Origin of the sequence: Mesorhizobium sp. M1252 (assembly GCF_040318265.1) — a bacterium.
Lineage (GTDB): Bacteria > Pseudomonadota > Alphaproteobacteria > Rhizobiales > Rhizobiaceae > Mesorhizobium.
Genome location: NZ_JAMYLX010000003.1, coordinates 474,832 through 491,065 on the forward strand (window position 1 = coordinate 474,832; position 16,234 = coordinate 491,065).

Genomic DNA, 16,234 nt, shown 5'->3' on the forward strand with positions numbered 1-16,234 from the left:
ACCGGAGCCACTTTTGAGCGACATGCATTAGCGCTTCCAACTTTTCAGAAGCGGACCTTGGCTACCATATGCAGGATCCTTGCGCGGACGCCCCACCTTGGGGATGGTTGCGAGCGCATCGCTATGCTGATCCTTGCTCCTACATTCGTCATAAGTCCCAAATGGAGGATACGCGCCGACAACCAAAAAATCATCGGATGCCGAGAGGCATTGGTGCCCGGTGCCTGCCGGGAGGACCGCGACGTCGCCAGCCTTCAGCGACAGCGTTCGTCCTTTCTTGCCCCCAAACCGGACTTCAGCATTTCCGCGGGCAATGCCCAGAACCTCGTGTATTTGCGAATGATAGTGAACGTAATCATAGATGCCGTTTCGCCAGCTATCGCCCCATCCGTTTGCATCGAAAAGCACCTCCATGACGGCTGCTGGATCAAGTCCTTCGGGCAATTCGACGGCGCCTCGATAAACGACGAGCGGCCATGCTGGATGATTGGGTACAAGTCCATCATCCTTGAACCAGAACTCATTCGACTTTCGCTGCCTCACAAATCCGGCGACAGCTTGCTTGCGCGGTCTTGCGAAACCGGTGACGTTCTCGATCACTTTCTTGCTGGTTTCCAAAATGCTCATCGACGCTGCCTCTAAAGCAGAGGTTAGTTTAGCCGCTCGCTCAGAGCTCGACCTTTGCGTTGTCGCCCACATTCGGCTTGGCGCCGGTAACGGCCGCAAACACCATCGTTGCGGTAGCCATCATTAGCCCCGGGCTGTCCCACAATTCGCCTTCGTCGGGTTTGACCGTTATCAGACGAATCTCGGGATCATCGGCATTATCCCACCAGGCTGAGTCAGTTTTCTCCCAGAGCTCGGCGATCTTTTCCCTGTCATTTGTCACTGTGGCCGGGCCTGACATCGTGACGTATTTGTAGTGGCTGTTGTCACTCCAGGCCAATGTGACCTTTGGATAGGTCGACAGCTGCTTGCTCTTGGCGCTGTCGTCATTGACGAGGAAGTATATGGCGTTTTCCTCACGGACCACACGCGCAGACAGCGGACGGGCTCGATTGTACTCGCCGTCCCAGGTCACGAACATGCAGACGTCGATGTCCTCGGCGAGTTCCCAGATGCGGTCTGTCGCCTCGGCGGGCGTGAGGTCCGTCTGCTGCTCTCGGCGGTTAGCCATAAGCGTCCTCCTGCGGGTGAATATCCTCGCTTACAACTCACGTCCCGCCACGACGTTCCAACTCACTGGGTCCTTCGGCCTTGCTAAAGCGGTGGAACTTTCGAAATTGCCGGGAGTTTGGATGGCAGACCGCGAGGCCATGATGGCGTACAAGACGCTTCGAACATCAAAACGTACACCCGAGCAAGACGCAAAGGGTCAGTCGGAAAAGGACCACAAGGGCGGCGGAAACGATGGCGTCGCCAGCGCCGATCCGCGGGTGATCTCCGGCAAAAAAGACGGCGACGCGACATTCCCTGTCAAGGGACCGAAGAAATAGCTATGAGCCCATGGCAGGGCATCTGGCGGTGTCATCAATGCCACTGAGAAAATTGACGAACGGCTCAAGTCATTTCGCTAAAAGCGACAGAGTTAAGGCTGGCCTTCCCGACTTGCCGCCCGCCAAGTGCGATTGCGGAAATCCGTCGATCCGCATTGGCGATGTCGTGTCTCCTAGTGCGTCGCGATGACACTTGCTTACCGTCACCGATCACCTTCAACCCTCCGGAGTTCCATGGCCGCATGACGCGCATCCGCCTCAAGGCGCTAATGGCAGCCTCAAGGCGCTAATGGCAGCCTGGAAATCACGCGACCTTTGAAAAGAGAGCGACGTCGCATCTGGCCAAACCATAGCGCCATCGGTGATCGGTTGTGGCAACCCGGCTCTGGTAGAACAGTGAAAGCTGACTGCCATCGATCATCACTGTCGAGTGGCCGTTCTCGCCCGGTTGACCTGGCTCCAACACCGGGCCGATCGAAACGTAAGGCCCGCTGACCTCGTCGGCGATGGCAAAAAACACCCGTTGCCGGTTTCCCCGAAGGCCATTCGGAAGAAAGCAAGTGGCGTTGAGAAGCACCCGGCCGTCCGGCAGCTCGATCAGTTGCGCGCCCTCAATGCCCCATTCGTAGTCGGGATCATCTCTGGTGTTATGGTGGGGAACATCGTTGTGGTCGAGGATTTTGCCGATCCGCTTCCACGGACCGAACCACGAGTCGGACTGGCTACGTGCCAGATAGATGTCGGGCTGAGGCACCCTGGTGAATTTTGGCATAGCCGAATAAACCAGGTAGCGCCCACCGCCAATGACTGCTGGATGCGGATCGTAAATGCCGTCCTCTTCCGTGTCCGGGATGGCCAGAATGGCCGGACTGAGGACTACCCAATGGAACCCGTCGTTGGAAACCGCATGCTCGCAACGGCCACCCGACTTCATGAATTCCGTCTGGATGAACATGTGGAAGACGCCGCACTCGTGGGTCACACCGGGAGCCGCAACACCAGTACCGTTGATTGGAAGTTCGATCGGCTCATGCTCGGCCCACGGCCCATAAAGATCGGGCGCCGTGGCATGCAAGATTCTCCACGTCTCAGTGGTGACCGTGCCGCTTGACCCGAAGACGTGCCAGACACGGCCATCGAAGACAGGACACGGGTCCTTGAGATCATCCACGCTTTGCGGATGAAACAGTGGAAAAACGTTGGTTTCAAAGTTGATGTTCATGTCAGCCCCGGAATTCGCCTCGGCAGTCGGAGACGCGCAGAGATTCAGGCGAATCATTGATGTTAGGCACATTCTATAGCCAACGAGTTCAACGCAAATACGGCAATGCCGCTGTCCACCAGCATTCCTCGTTCAACCACGCTTTCAGTGGCGGCCGGGTTCCGACAGCCGCCCTCGCCTCCGCAACCAGATCCCGCTTCGTGCGTGGACCAAGCGGGCGACCGGGCCTTCTTCATTTCAGTTGGAACAACTCACCTGATCGAAAGTTAGGAGCTGGAACTAAGTAGTTCTCTCCATTCCCGATTAACAAATGTTAATCGTAACATAAATAGTGTCACAGAGGGAGTATGTCAATGGAAGCGGCCTTTGGCGGGGTAACCGGCAGTCAATATGTTCGTCGCGAAAATATACTGGTTTGCTTCTCCCACTTACGATGGAATTTTGTTCACCAGCGTCCGCAGCATCTCCTCACTCTCGCATCCGCTCAGCAGAGAGTGGTCTACTTTGAAGAACCCGTTTTCGAAGAATTGCCGCAGCCGCTGATGCGGACGAGCGTGGCATCGGAAAACATTCTGATTGTCACACCAGTGCTGCCGCTTGGCACGTCGGCCGCGAAAGCAGATGCCGTCCAGCGGAGATTTGTGCAGCAGACCATCGCTTCTATGCCGCATAGCCGGCTGATCGCCTGGTACTACACCCCAATGGCTCTTCGCTTTACGGAATTCCTCGACCCAGACATATGCGTCTATGACTGCATGGACGAACTCTCTGCATTCAAGAATGCGCCCCCCGAGCTGGGCCAGATGGAAAAGGCGCTTCTGCGCCGCGCGGATCTCGTTTTCACCGGTGGTCTAAGCTTGTTCGAGACCAAGCGTCACCTGCATCCTGCCATCTTTCCATTTCCGAGCAGCATCGATGTGAGGCACTTTCACACCGCAAGACGGCCAGGAAGGGACCCAGCCGACCAGGCCGGCATTCCTTCCCCGAGGGTTGGATATTTCGGCGTCATCGACGAGCGGCTTGACGTCGATCTCGTGGCGCTAGCGGCAAAGACAATGCCGGACGTGCATTTCGTCATGCTCGGTCCGGTCGTCAAGATCGACCCTGCAAGCCTGCCGCAAGCCGAAAACCTGCATTGGCTGGGCCCGAAAGCCTACTGCGATCTGCCTGATTATCTGCGCCATTGGGACGCCGGATGGATGCCGTTTGCCCTCAACGAGGCGACGCGTTTCATCAGCCCGACCAAGACGCCGGAATTTCTCGCGGCGGGTCTGCCGGTGATCTCGACGGCAATCGTCGACGTGGTTCGCAGTTACGGTGCTGCCGGGCTGGTGGAAATCGCCGACTGTGACGATCTGGAAATCAAGCTGCGCTCCGTCCTTTCGCGACCGCGTCAGATGCTCCTGCAGCAAGTCGATGCCTATCTTGCGGACATGTCCTGGGAACGGACATGGAATGCCATGGCAGCTCACATTGAGCGCGCCTATCAACGCAAGAAGGTCGTGCCCCTTCGCAGGAGTGCATAGCCATGTTCGATTGGCTGATCGTCGGCGCGGGTTTCGCCGGCAGCGTGCTTGCCGAAAGGATAGCGTCGCAGCGTCAGGAAAGCGTTTTGCTGATCGATCGCCGCAGCCATGTCGGAGGCAACGCCTATGACTGCTACAATGAAGCCGGCATCCTCATCCATCGCTACGGCCCGCACATCTTCCACACCAACAGCCAAGCCATAGTGGATTACCTTTCGCAGTTCACGCAATGGCGGCCGTACGAGCACAGGGTGTTGGCGGCCGTAGACGGGCAACTCGTTCCCATCCCGATCAATCTCGACACCATCAACCGGCTTTACGGGCTGGACCTGACCTCGGCACAGCTGGAGGATTTCTTCGCGTCGCGACGCGAAACGGTGGAGGACGTCCGAACGGCTGAGGACGTCGTCGTCAGCACCGTGGGGCGCGAGCTCTATGAAAAATTCTTCCGCGGCTACACTAGAAAGCAATGGGGCGTCGATCCCAGTCAGCTGAGCAAATCCGTCACGGCACGAGTGCCGACCAGGACCAACCGTGACGACCGCTATTTCAGCGACAGCTTCCAGAAAATGCCGGCCGGCGGGTACACGCGGATGTTCGAACGCATGCTCGATCATCCAAACATCAAGATCATGCTGCAGACCGACTTCCGTGAAATTCGTGAGAAGATACCGTTCAGGCGCATGGTTTATACCGGCCCGATCGATGAATATTTCGGCTGGCAGCTCGGGCACCTTCCGTACCGTTCGCTTCGTTTCGAGCACGTTACACTGGATTGCGAGCAACTTCAGCCGGTTGCCGTGGTCAATTATCCCCAGACGGAAGATTACACGCGCATTACCGAGTACAAACATCTGACCGGCCAGCAGAGTTCGCGGACCAGCCTGACCTACGAATACCCCACGGACATCGGGGACCCGTACTATCCCGTGCCCCGGCCCGAAAACGAAGTGCTCTATAAGCGCTATGAAGCGCTCGCGGCAAGCTGCCCAGACGTGTGGTTTGTCGGTCGGCTTGCAACTTACCGCTATTACAACATGGACCAGGTAGTCGGACAGGCTCTGGCCACTTTCGCGCGCATCCAAAAAAGCCTCCCGGTCTGGGCACGCACGGAGGAGCCGTTGTTGGCCGAGCCGAGAAGATAGTTTCTTCCAAGACGGAAGATCGGGCGGGTATCAGAAGGAGAAACTCGATGGATACAAACTTCAACTCGGAAAGCCGTGAGATATTTATCGTCGGCTTGCGCAACGCGCACGCCATGGAAAATCAAGCGCTGTCGATCATGAAGCCTCAGGTCGAGCGTATAGAGAACTATCCGGAGGTGGCCGATCGCTTGCGCCGGCACATTCAGGAAACCGAAGGCCAGATCACGAGACTCGAGTCCGTCCTGGAGGGCCTTGGTGAGGAGCACTCCACCCTCAAGGACACTGCCTTGTCGATGGTTGGCAGCGTGGCCGCCATTGGACATTCGATGGCCGGCGACGAGATCATCAAGAACAGCCTGGCGAATTTCGCATTCGAGAACTACGAGATCGCTGCCTACAATTCGCTGCTGGTACTGGCCGACGCCGGGGGCTTCCAGGATGCTGAAAGGGCCCTCAAGCAGAACCTGAACGAAGAGGAAGCCATGGCCAACTGGCTCAAGGAAAATCTGAGCGACGTTACCATGCGATATGCCAGGCTGCGCGAGGCTGGGGCGACTGCAAAAAGCTGATGCACCGCACCGGCGCGGGCGGCGTTTCGAAACAGACGCTCGCCCGCCCCTCCCTCGTTTTTAGGCCTCTTCAAGGTGTCGTGTCCGCCACGAGAAGACCTTGCTGACGGGCCAGTTCATCTGCTGTGGGTTTGCGCAGGTGTCGCCTGCCGTCAGCCTGGATGACGGAAAACAAACCGACCTCGGCATGTCGCGAATTGTCCCAGCCCGGGTAGGCCGTTATCGGGTACAGGCAAATACCCTCGATCGGCGCTCCGAGACTGATTGCGGAACGCACCTCGTCGCAGACATAGTGGAGCCAAGCCGGCCCGCCGGATCCCTCGGAACCGGTCTCCGCAATGAACATCGGCTTACCGTAGCGATGAGCAACTTCTAGCAACATTTCCGACAGGGCGCGGTACTCGTGGTGTCCCATCGGAATCGTCGGCCCGTTTACGTACCATTGATTGTGCGGGTAAAAATTCAAGCCCACGACATCGACAACATCTTCGCTCCCACCCAACTCAGGTTCGACGCGGCCCAGCAACATGTCGTAAGCTTCGAACTGCCCCTGTCGGGCGTTTTCGGCCCGGCGCCGTTCGCTGCGGGTCCGGTCACGAGGGGCGATATGGATAAGCGGCTCGGCCCAGACAAATCTGCAGGCGGGATCGATCTCCCGCATTGCACGAACACCCGCGATGGCGGCCTTCACGAGGTGCCGCTTGAACCATCCACGTTTGTTCGGCCCCACACGCGGGAAATAGCCGACCTCAACAGCCCATGCGAAAAAGGAGATTTCGTTGATGGGACACAACAGAGGCGATGTTCCGGTGATCGAACGGTGTACCTTGACGGCTTCTGCCGCGAACGAGGCATAGGCGTCGATGAAATGCGGCGAGCCCTGATCGACATGGTCCGGAGATCCGTAGTGAAAGATGTCCCAGATTACCTGAACACCTGCCGATCGGGCTGCCTCGACCATTGGCGCCCAACTTGACCAGTCATAGGTTCCGGGAGCGGTTTCGATCAAATGCCAACGCAGGCCGTCGCGGATGGTGCGAAGGCCGAGTTCGGCGCAGCCGCGGTAGTCGCCCAGGGCATGCAAATTATGCGAGGTCGCACGAATAAGATCGAGGCGAACGCCGTCCTTGCGCCGGTGCGAGGAGCATTCAAAGCCTGCCATGAAAAAACTGGCGAAGCGCGAAGCTTCCGGAACCGAGGCCTCCGTCTGGCGTCCCACTTCGCTCATTTTTCGAAGTCTCCTTTGGGCAATCGGCTTCGAACTCGGCCGCCTTGTCCGGACCGGGAACCGCGTTGGCGAAATACCGAATTCAGTCGGGCGCGCCCCATGTTCGTTGCTCAGTCCAGCTCGTCCTTGCGTGGCCGGGTAGTGCCGAACCCATTGGTAGAGCCTTTGTTCCGGTGGTGAACTGTCCGGGAGCCGCGTGGCAAATGAGGAACAAGGAGGCCCGTCCCAAGTTCGGGGCGATGTACCGCCGCCATCATCCACTCGAGCGGCTGCTCGGCAACAACAGAGGCATGGGATCACATGACCGTTCAGATTCGACTTTCCGAGATCGACCACGCCAGGCGCGAGGATCGTGGCGACGGCGCTTGGAGCATCGCACCGGACCTGGGTTACTTGCGGCTAGCAATCGTGAATGTCGTGTTCTTCGGCGCACCGGGCAGCGGAGATCGGAACTGGGTGTTGATCGATACCGGGTTGCCGACGTCTCGCAGCAGCATTCTAGCGGTCGCGGAAAAGCGGTTCGGCGTCAACGCACGGCCGGCTGCAATCATCCTGACCCATGGCCATTTCGACCATGTGGGAACGGTTCTAGAACTCGCAAATGGCTGGGACGTGCCTGTCTTCGCCCATCCACTCGAGCACCCCTATTTGGACGGAACCACATCCTATCCGCCACCGGATCCCTGGGTTGGGGGTGGACTGATGGCGCTGCTTTCACCGCTTTTTCCACGCGGGCCAATCGATCTTGGCAGCCGTTTGGAATCCTTGCCCGCCGATGGATCGATCCCCGGAATGCCCGGATGGCAATGGCTGCACACACCCGGACATGCCCCTGGGCATATCTCGCTCTGGCGCGAGCAAGACCGCTCGCTCATCGTAGGAGACGCTTTCATCACCACCGGTCAGGAGTCGGTCTATGAAGTCGCCATTCAGGATCTCGAGATGCACGGTCCGCCGCGCTATTTCACGCCAGACTGGGATGCAGCGGAAAGGTCCGTGAAGCATCTGGCTGCCTTGGGCCCCCAGATGGTCATCAGTGGGCACGGCGCGGCTGCTGCGGGAGTGGGCATGCGTCAGGCTCTCGACAACCTGGCTGAGCGGTTCAGGGTATTCGCCGTCCCGCCGAAATTGAAATTCGTGCGCGAGCCAGCGTCGCCGATAGCTAGGCCAATCGAGCCGCCATCGTTCTGAAATTATGGTCGGATTGGCCAACGCGGGACCATCGGACAGAGTAACTCGGTCCAGCGGAACAAACCCGGCCGGCGACAGTTGGGGCACTCGCTCAGGGGGCGACACCCTGCGAAGTGCCGCGAGGTTCCGCGCCATGGGGAGGCTCAGATGGAAACCCGATGAACGCATGCTTCTAACGCGCGTTCCCGCAAAGAGAGATTGCAGAACCGGTGTTGTTGCCATCCAGCCCTAAGTTGACACGCCAACTGCTCTGGATCCTCGGAGGCGCATTCTTGCCCGGTTGCGCGGGGGGAGTGCTCGATCCCCAAGGACCAATTGGCGTCGGCAATCGCACGATCCTTTTGAACTCGCTGGCGGTGATGCTGGTGATCGTTGTTCCCACGCTTGTTGCACTTCTGGCATTCGCCTGGAAGTTCCGCGCCTCGAACAGCAACGCCCGCTATAACCCGGAGTTCACCTATTCGGGACGCGTGGAGTTGATCGTCTGGTCGATCCCGACGCTCACCATCCTGTTCATTGGCGGGCTGATCTACTACGGATCGTATCAGCTCGATCCACGCAAACCGATCCCTTCTAGCCAGCCGCCGCTCGACATTCAGGTGGTGGCGCTCGACTGGAAATGGCTGTTCCTCTATCCCGAGCAGGGCGTGGGCGCTGTCAATCAACTGGTTATCCCCGCCGGTGTTCCAGTGCGTTTCAAGTTGACCTCGGCCAGCGTGATGAACACGTTCTTCGTGCCCCAGCTTGGCAGCATGGTCTACGTCATGAACGGCATGCAGACCGAATTGCATCTGCAGGCCGACCGCGAGGGCAGCTTTTTCGGCCAGTCGGCGCACTTCAGCGGCGACGGCTTCTCGGATATGAATTTCAGTGTGAGCGCGGTTTCAGCCGATGCCTTCACCCGCTGGGCGTCATCGCTGCGTGGCGGGGGCGGCGTGCTGAATGCCAACGCCTATCGCGAACTCGCCCGGCAAAGCACAAATGTGGCGCCGGCTTCCTTCGGTCATGTCCAGCCTGGGCTGTTCGAAGCGGTCGTTCAGCAGACGCTCGCACCGGGTCCGGGGCCTGCTGAGAGCGCAGCCAGCGGCGAGCCACAGGTGAGCCCAAGGGCATTACCCGCGGCGGCGGCAACGATGACCCATCATCCACAAGGCGCAGAATGACGATGCTGGGCAAGCTCGACTGGTCGGCCGTTCCTTTCGATCAACCCATCCCCCTCGGCGCAGCCCTTGGCGTCTTTCTGGCAGCAGCCGCCGTGCTTGGCTGGATAACGGTGAAGGGCTACTGGCCATATCTGTGGAGCGAGTGGATAAGCTCGGTCGACCACAAGCGCATCGGCGTGATGTACATTGTGCTGGCGATGCTCATGCTTCTTCGTGGTTTTATCGATGCTATCATGATGCGCACACAACAGGTGCTGGCGATTCACGGGCCGGGCTACCTCCCGCCGGAGCATTACGACCAGATCTTTTCCGCGCACGGCACGATCATGATCTTCTTCGCCGCGATGCCGTTCATGATCGGCCTGATGAATTTCGTCGTGCCGCTGCAGCTTGGCGTACGCGATGTCGCTTTTCCGACGCTCAATTCCGTCAGCTTCTGGCTGACGGCTTCCGGAGCCCTGCTGGTCAACATCTCGCTTGTGGTCGGCGAGTTCGCGCGCACCGGCTGGCTGCCCTATGCCCCTTTGTCGGAAACCGCCTACTCGCCGGGCGTCGGTGTCGATTATTATCTGTGGGCGATCCAGATCTCCGGCGTCGGCACGCTGCTCACCGGTGTCAACCTGGTGACGACCATCCTCAAGATGCGAGCGCCGGGAATGGGCTATCTGCGAATGCCGATGTTCTGCTGGACCTCGCTCGCGTCCAACCTGCTCATTGTCGCAGCCTTCCCGATCCTTACCGCCACGCTCGCAATGCTGACGCTGGACCGGTATCTCGGCTTCCACTTCTTCACCAACGAAGCTGGTGGAAATCAGATGATGTTCGTCAACCTGATCTGGGCGTGGGGCCATCCCGAAGTATACATCCTGGTGCTTCCCGCCTTCGGAATCTTTTCCGAGATTTTCTCGACTTTTTCATCGAAGCCGCTGTTCGGATACCGTTCGATGGTCGCGGCCACGATGTTCATCTGCATCGTCTCGTTCATGGTCTGGCTGCATCACTTCTTCACCATGGGTGCCGGAGCGGACGTTAATGCCGCCTTCGGCATCGCCACGTCGGTCATTGCCGTGGGAACCGGTGTGAAAATCTACAACTGGCTCTTCACCATGTATGGCGGGCGCGTTCGTTTCGACACGCCGATGCTTTGGGCACTGGCTTTCGTGACCACCTTCACCGTCGGCGGCATGACTGGCGTCCTGCTTGCCGTCCCGCCGGCCGACTTCGTGCTACACAATTCCCTTTTCCTCGTCGCGCATTTCCATAACGTCATCATCTCGGGCGTGTTGTTTGGAGCATTCGCCGGCTTCACCTACTGGTTCCCCAAGGCGTTCGGTTTCCGTTTGCACGAAGGCTGGGGAAAAGCGGCATTTTGGGTCACCTTGGCCGGCTACATGCTGGTCTTCGTACCGCTCTATATCGTCGGTCTGCTCGGCATGACGCGGCGCCTGCAACATATCGATATGGACCTTTGGGCACCGTGGCTGGTGGTGGCCGCTTTCGGCGTGGTGGTGATGATCGCCGGCGCGGCGCTGCAGATCACACAGCTTTTCGTTTCGATCCGGCATCGCGACAAGTTTCGCGACGAAACCGGCGACCCGTGGGACGGGCGTTCGCTGGAGTGGTCGACATCTTCCCCTCCTCCTGTCTTCAATTATGCACGGCTGCCTCACGTGGAAGACGAAGAGCCCTACTGGAGCATCAAGCAACGAGGGATCGAACAGAGCTCGGACGAGGAAAAGGCATATGAGCCGATCGAGATGCCTCGCAACAGCCCGACTGGCTTCGTCACCGCCTTCTTCAGCACACTGATCGGCTTCGCGCTGATCTGGCATATATGGTGGCTGGCGATCGTCGGCTTCATCGGCGCCTACGCAACCTTCGTCGTATTCGCCTGGCGCGATCATGGAGACTACGAGATCCCTGTCGACGAGGTCGCCCGCATCGACCATGACCACAAGGCAGCCCAGTTTGCCCGGTTGCGCGGGTGGGAGCGCCCGGCATGAGCGATCACGCATTCTCCGGCGACATCAGCGCCGGCACCCAGGCACGGGACCCGTATCGGCTTAATCACACCGGTCGGCATGCGGTGCGCTCTGCGACGGGCCACGGAGAAGGCGGCCCGGCCTCAAAGTTCGTCACGGTGACCTACGGCTTCTGGATCTTTCTCCTGTCCGACATCATCATGTTCTCGGCATTTTTCGCCGCCTACGCCGTGCTCGCCAAGGCAACCGCCGGCGGACCGACAGGCAAGGATCTGTTCGAACCGACACGGGTTGCGGTCCAGACGGGCCTTCTGCTCACTTCGAGCTTCACCGGCGGCGTGGCAACACTCGCCACCCGTCGCAGATCAATGGCTGCCACGCAGTTCTGGCTTCTCGTCACGGGGTTGCTCGGGGCAGCGTTCCTGTTCCTGGAACTACAGGAGTTCGCGGCAATGATCGGCGAGCAGGCAGGCCCCTCGCGCAGCGCATTTCTTTCTGCCTTCTTTGCGCTCGTTGGCTGCCACGGTGCCCATGTCGGTCTCGGCCTGCTCTGGCTGGGAACGATGATGGCGCAGCTGTGGGTCAAGGGCTTTCGGCCCGACATTTTGCGGCGGCTCCACTGCTTCGGGCTCTTCTGGCACGCCCTCGACATCATCTGGGTTGCCATCTTCACCCTGGTCTATCTGCTGGGAGCATCGTCATGACCGAGATCGAGAGCAAGACCGGCGAGTTGCAGGACCGCCGCGATTCAGCGCCGGGCGAGGAACACATAAGCGAGCACGAAACCGCTGGGGGCCTCTCGGGCTATGTGCTCGGCTTCGGGCTGGCCATTCTGCTCACGATCGCGTCATTCCTGGCGGCGCGAACCGATCTGATTTACCAGCCCGCGGTCATCTCGGCCCTGGTGGTGCTCGCTGTTGCGCAGATGGGCGTTCATCTTGTCTTCTTTCTGCACCTGACCACCGGGCCGGACAACACCAACAACATCCTGGCCCTGGCCTTCGGCGTGCTGATCGTCGCGCTGGTGGTTCTGGGCTCTATCTGGATCATGGCCCATCTGAATGAAAACATGGCTGCCATGACACCCCATCAAGCCGGAACCATGCCTTGAACGCTCCCCGCGAACGCACGGCCGCCCGCAGCGCCATTCGCACCAATGGCCCCAGGAGACAAAAGGCTCGTCAGATCTCGTGCTTTGGCTGGGCTGCACGTAGGGCATCAAGCGCTAAGCGAACCGCATCGATGCCTGAGACGCTGGGCTGGGTCGGCCTGAAAATCAGGCGGCCGTTCCGGTAGTCCAGGCCCAACGCCTTGCTGTTCCGCCATCGGGACGCCGACGGCTTGTTCAGAGGGGTGATCGCGATGGCCTCGGGACCCACATCGACTTTGCCGACGCCCAATTCCGACGCTGCTATTCGCAACCTGGTAAATTCCAGCAAAAGGGCTACTTCGCCAGGCATGTCTCCAAAGCGGTCCTCGAGCTCTTCGCTGAATGTATCGAGGTCCGGCTCCGAACGGATTCGGGAGAGCCGCGCATAGAGGCCAACGCGCACCGTAGGCTCGTCGACATAGCTCTCGGGAAAAGCCCCCTTTCCCGAGCCATTGATCTCGGCAAGTTGCTTGCCGAAGTCGGCCCCTCCGCCAGCCGCCGAGACCGCGCGCTCCAGCAAGTGCTCGTACAAGCCCACTCCGATCAGCTTCATATGCCCGGCCTGGTCTTCTCCGAAAAGATCGCCGGCGCCACGCAGGTCGAGGTCCCTTTGACTGATTGCCAGGCCTGAGCCGAGCCGATCGAGCGCAAGCATCGTCGAAAGCCGGGCCCTGGTGCTGTCGGCCAGTTCAACGCCAGGCTGGGTCAGAAGAAACGCAACGGCCTGCACCGCCCCCCTTCCGACCCGGCCCCGCAGCTGGTGCAACTGGGCCAGACCGAACCGGTCGGGGCGCCAAACGATGATGGTGTTGGCCCGCGGCACATCGAGGCCGCTCTCGATGATGTCGGTGCTCAACAAAATGTCGCCATCACCGTCGGCGAATCCGACCATGACTTCGTCCAGCTGTCTCCCCTTCATTTCACCATGCGCCGTCTTGACCCCGAGTTCCGGCACCAGTCTGTTCAGTTGGTCACAGGCCTGGGCAATATCCTCGATCCGCGGGACCACGAAAAAGCTCTGTCCACCCCGGTGAAATTCACGCAGGAGGGCCGCGCGCACCGATGCTGGATCGAACGCTGCCAAGATCGTGCGAACGGGACGTCTTTTGGCGGGCGGAGAGTTTAGAACGCTGACGTCCTGGATGCCCGACAACGCCGATTGCAGCGTCCGGGGTATCGGTGTGGCGCTCATGCTCAGCGTATGGAGGCGAGGCGTCATGGTCCGCAGGGCCCGCTTCAACTTGACCCCGAACCGGTGCTCCTCGTCGATCACCAGCAGTCCAAGATTGGCGAAGGTGACGCTCTTGGACGCCAGGGCCTGAGTACCCACAACGACCGTAACCTGGCCGCTCCGCAGACCCTCTTTTGCCGCTCTCGCCTCCGCAGCCCCGACCATCCTAGAAAGGTGGGCGACCTGCAGGCCGGTTCCTGCGAAGCGGCGGCTGAACGTCTCATAGTGCTGTCGTGCCAACACTGTTGTCGGTGCTATGATAGCAACCTGTTTCCCGCAGAGAGCGGCGGCGGCGCAAGCACGCAGGGCGACCTCTGTCTTGCCGAAGCCGACATCGCCGCAGACGAGCCGGTTCATTGTTCTTCCCGACGAAAGATCATCGAGCACAGCGCGGATGGCGGCCGCTTGGTCGGGCGTCTCCGTATAGGGAAATCTCGCCGCAAAACGGGCCAAGTCCGTGCGGGAGGGCTTCATGATCTTGGCAGGCTGGCTGGACCTGATTTTGGCAAGACTCAAGAGGCGTTTGGCCAGCCTGTCGATCTCGCGCAACGCAGCTTCGCGTCGCTTCGGCCAGCCCTCGCCGTTGAGGCGATCAAGGGACACTGCCTCCGGTTCCGAGCCGTAGCGCCATATTCGTCCAAAGTCGTCGACCGGAACCAGCAAGGAAGCCCCGCCATGATATTCCAGTCTGACGACATCCTGTTGCTGGCCAGCCAACTCGACCTGTTCGACCGCGGCGAGCACGCCCAGGCCATGGTCTTCATGGACGACGACATCGCCAATGCGCAACTCGGGTTCGAGTATGCCCGTGGTCGCGCTCCCGTTCGCCTTCAACGCGGGACCAAACAGGTCGGATGCGGCCACCACGGCGATATTGGATTGCGCGTCGACAAACCCTTCGTCGAGGACGAATTCAGCCTTGAGAAGAGAGCCCCTTGCGGCCGAAAGGATTTGCGGCAAGTCGGCCGCTTCCTCTGCCCGCCGGCCTAGTCTCCTATCGAGCAGGCGATCTGCTCGCTGCAATTCAGAGGCATCGCCCGTGAACACTACTCTGACTCCGGCGCTCGTCTGCCTTGTGACGAATTCCGCGAAATCATGCCCGGGTCGGGCCTGGCGGAAGAATTTGGGAACTCCCACGGCAGAAACGGCAAGTCTCACGCAGCAGCGGTTAAGCAGAGCAGCGTCCCACTCTTCACGGGATAGGTAAAATCGTCCCGGCAAAGGTTTTTTCGTTCCGGCTGCCTCCTGCCTGGCACGACGTGCATCCTCGACCAGATCCAGAACTCTGCCGAGCGGCTGCCCGTCGGTCCCTTCAAGGAAGGAGAGCGAGGCGCTGGAAGCCGCATCGAAGACGGACGGCATAGCGCCATACGATGCGACCAGGCGCTCTTCCATCGACGTCGCGCGCATCGCTGTCAGCTCAGGATGCTCACCAGCTTTAAAGATCAGCTCGGATGCCGGTCCGACCGTGACCGAGTCTCGAACCTGATCGCTGAGCTGACTGAGCGGGTCGTAGGTCTTGAGCTGGCGGATGCAGGCATCGGGACCAACGATGACGCGAACGGGGCCATCCGCGCCAGCAGGGAAAATATCGATGAGATCGCCCCGAAAGGCTATCTCACCCGGTTCGTCGACCCTCTCGTCGACGACATAGCCAATGGCTTCGGACATGGTTCTGAAATCGTCACGGTCGAGCTTTTGTCCCACCTCCAGAATTGTGAAACCGCCAGCGATGACCGGAGCAGGCGGCACCCGCTGCAGAATGGCTTCGAGCGACATTACAGCGATGCGCGGGCGATCCGGCTTCGTTGCGATCTCACGCAACGCGCGAAGCCTTCGCCCCATATTGGCGCGTGTGGGCCATACCCTGTCGTAGGGCAGACAATCCCAGGACGGCAGCAAGATGATATCCGCGTCAGGCAGGAACTGACGCAAGGCGCCGGCGATCTCCTCGGCACTGCGTTCCGAGGGAGCTATATGGATGATGTGCTTGTCCCGACTGGTCTCCAGGCCACGGGCCAGCGCTACCGCGATTGCTGAGGATGGCGGTCCGCCGTGCCCTATCGCAAACCCGCTGTCATCCGTGTGATCGATTTGTTCGACATCCGTCCGCGAAATATGCCTGTTCACTGAAATCTCACCTTGCCACTGAGACAACGTCAGCGGAGCCACCCCGTTCCTGGCGGCGCATCAAAGAGTTCCAGGACGGGCTGCGGGTGCAGCCCTTGAAATGGGCGGAGCGACAGGGTCAAAGCTGCGCCGTGATCGGCGAACTCCTGGGGCTGGCTGCCCAGCGGGAAAATTTCTAACCGAGCCTATGTCATAGGTTAA

General features: G+C 59.7%; 14 protein-coding genes. 9 read left to right on the forward strand and 5 right to left on the reverse strand.

Translation table 11 applies throughout. The features are described 5' to 3' along the window. Positions 1 to 27: 27 nt before the first annotated feature. On the reverse strand, positions 28 to 627 hold the full coding sequence (locus NKH22_RS08755; RefSeq protein ID WP_023668038.1) for a cupin: 600 nt from the start codon (positions 625 to 627) through the stop codon (positions 28 to 30). Between the two features lie 40 nt (positions 628 to 667). Further along, the gene (locus NKH22_RS08760) at positions 668 to 1,177 is read right to left on the reverse strand and encodes a pyridoxamine 5'-phosphate oxidase family protein (protein ID WP_023712198.1); all 510 of its coding nucleotides are present in this window, start codon (positions 1,175 to 1,177) and stop codon (positions 668 to 670) included. Between the two features lie 121 nt (positions 1,178 to 1,298). On the opposite strand from NKH22_RS08760, the gene NKH22_RS08765 reads away from it, so the two are divergent. Next, complete coding sequence (locus NKH22_RS08765; RefSeq protein ID WP_023821873.1) at positions 1,299 to 1,496, forward strand: hypothetical protein; 198 nt, start codon at positions 1,299 to 1,301, stop codon at positions 1,494 to 1,496. A 304-nt stretch (positions 1,497 to 1,800) separates the two neighbouring features. Here NKH22_RS08765 and NKH22_RS08770 read toward each other — a convergent pair whose 3' ends face one another. Then, a complete protein-coding gene (locus NKH22_RS08770) occupies positions 1,801 to 2,718 on the reverse strand; it encodes a glycoside hydrolase family protein (protein ID WP_023700021.1) in 918 nt (305 codons plus the stop codon). Between the two features lie 353 nt (positions 2,719 to 3,071). Between NKH22_RS08770 and NKH22_RS08775 the strand changes: the two genes are divergently transcribed. From NKH22_RS08775 to NKH22_RS08785, 3 genes are read left to right on the forward strand one after another with little or no spacing between them, the layout of a single operon-like run. Continuing rightward, positions 3,072 to 4,244, forward strand: coding sequence for a glycosyltransferase family protein (locus NKH22_RS08775; RefSeq protein WP_023821874.1), 1,173 nt, complete (start codon positions 3,072 to 3,074; stop codon positions 4,242 to 4,244). A 2-nt stretch (positions 4,245 to 4,246) separates the two neighbouring features. Then, positions 4,247 to 5,389: a UDP-galactopyranose mutase gene (gene glf, locus NKH22_RS08780; protein WP_023712201.1), complete on the forward strand. Its 1,143-nt coding sequence runs from the start codon at positions 4,247 to 4,249 to the stop codon at positions 5,387 to 5,389. A 47-nt stretch (positions 5,390 to 5,436) separates the two neighbouring features. Beyond that, on the forward strand, positions 5,437 to 5,958 hold the full coding sequence (locus tag NKH22_RS08785; RefSeq protein ID WP_023687824.1) for a ferritin-like domain-containing protein: 522 nt from the start codon (positions 5,437 to 5,439) through the stop codon (positions 5,956 to 5,958). 70 nt (positions 5,959 to 6,028) lie between these two features. On the opposite strand, the gene NKH22_RS08790 is transcribed toward NKH22_RS08785, so the two are convergent. Further along, positions 6,029 to 7,186, reverse strand: coding sequence for a hypothetical protein (locus tag NKH22_RS08790; protein WP_023744490.1), 1,158 nt, complete (start codon positions 7,184 to 7,186; stop codon positions 6,029 to 6,031). 300 nt (positions 7,187 to 7,486) lie between these two features. Here NKH22_RS08790 and NKH22_RS08795 point away from each other — a divergent pair, with 300 nt between their 5' ends. From NKH22_RS08795 to cyoD, 5 genes are all read left to right on the forward strand, one after another. Beyond that, the gene (locus NKH22_RS08795; protein WP_023821875.1) at positions 7,487 to 8,377 is read left to right on the forward strand and encodes an MBL fold metallo-hydrolase; all 891 of its coding nucleotides are present in this window, start codon (positions 7,487 to 7,489) and stop codon (positions 8,375 to 8,377) included. A gap of 197 nt (positions 8,378 to 8,574) precedes the next feature. Beyond that, positions 8,575 to 9,540 carry a ubiquinol oxidase subunit II gene (gene cyoA / locus NKH22_RS08800; RefSeq protein WP_023729508.1) on the forward strand — a complete coding sequence of 322 codons (966 nt, stop codon included), beginning with the start codon at positions 8,575 to 8,577 and terminating at the stop codon, positions 9,538 to 9,540. 2 nt (positions 9,541 to 9,542) lie between these two features. Further along, complete coding sequence (gene cyoB / locus NKH22_RS08805) at positions 9,543 to 11,543, forward strand: cytochrome o ubiquinol oxidase subunit I (RefSeq protein WP_023681135.1); 2,001 nt, start codon at positions 9,543 to 9,545, stop codon at positions 11,541 to 11,543. Next, positions 11,540 to 12,226, forward strand: coding sequence for a cytochrome (ubi)quinol oxidase subunit III (locus NKH22_RS08810; RefSeq protein ID WP_023681134.1), 687 nt, complete (start codon positions 11,540 to 11,542; stop codon positions 12,224 to 12,226). Before cyoB ends, NKH22_RS08810 begins: the two co-directional genes overlap by 4 nt. After that, positions 12,223 to 12,633: a cytochrome o ubiquinol oxidase subunit IV gene (gene cyoD, locus NKH22_RS08815; RefSeq protein ID WP_023712206.1), complete on the forward strand. Its 411-nt coding sequence runs from the start codon at positions 12,223 to 12,225 to the stop codon at positions 12,631 to 12,633. The genes NKH22_RS08810 and cyoD overlap by 4 nt, the downstream gene beginning before the upstream one ends. A gap of 70 nt (positions 12,634 to 12,703) precedes the next feature. Here cyoD and NKH22_RS08820 read toward each other — a convergent pair whose 3' ends face one another. After that, complete coding sequence (locus NKH22_RS08820; RefSeq protein ID WP_352909385.1) at positions 12,704 to 16,033, reverse strand: DEAD/DEAH box helicase; 3,330 nt, start codon at positions 16,031 to 16,033, stop codon at positions 12,704 to 12,706. Between the last annotated feature and the right edge of the window lie 201 nt (positions 16,034 to 16,234).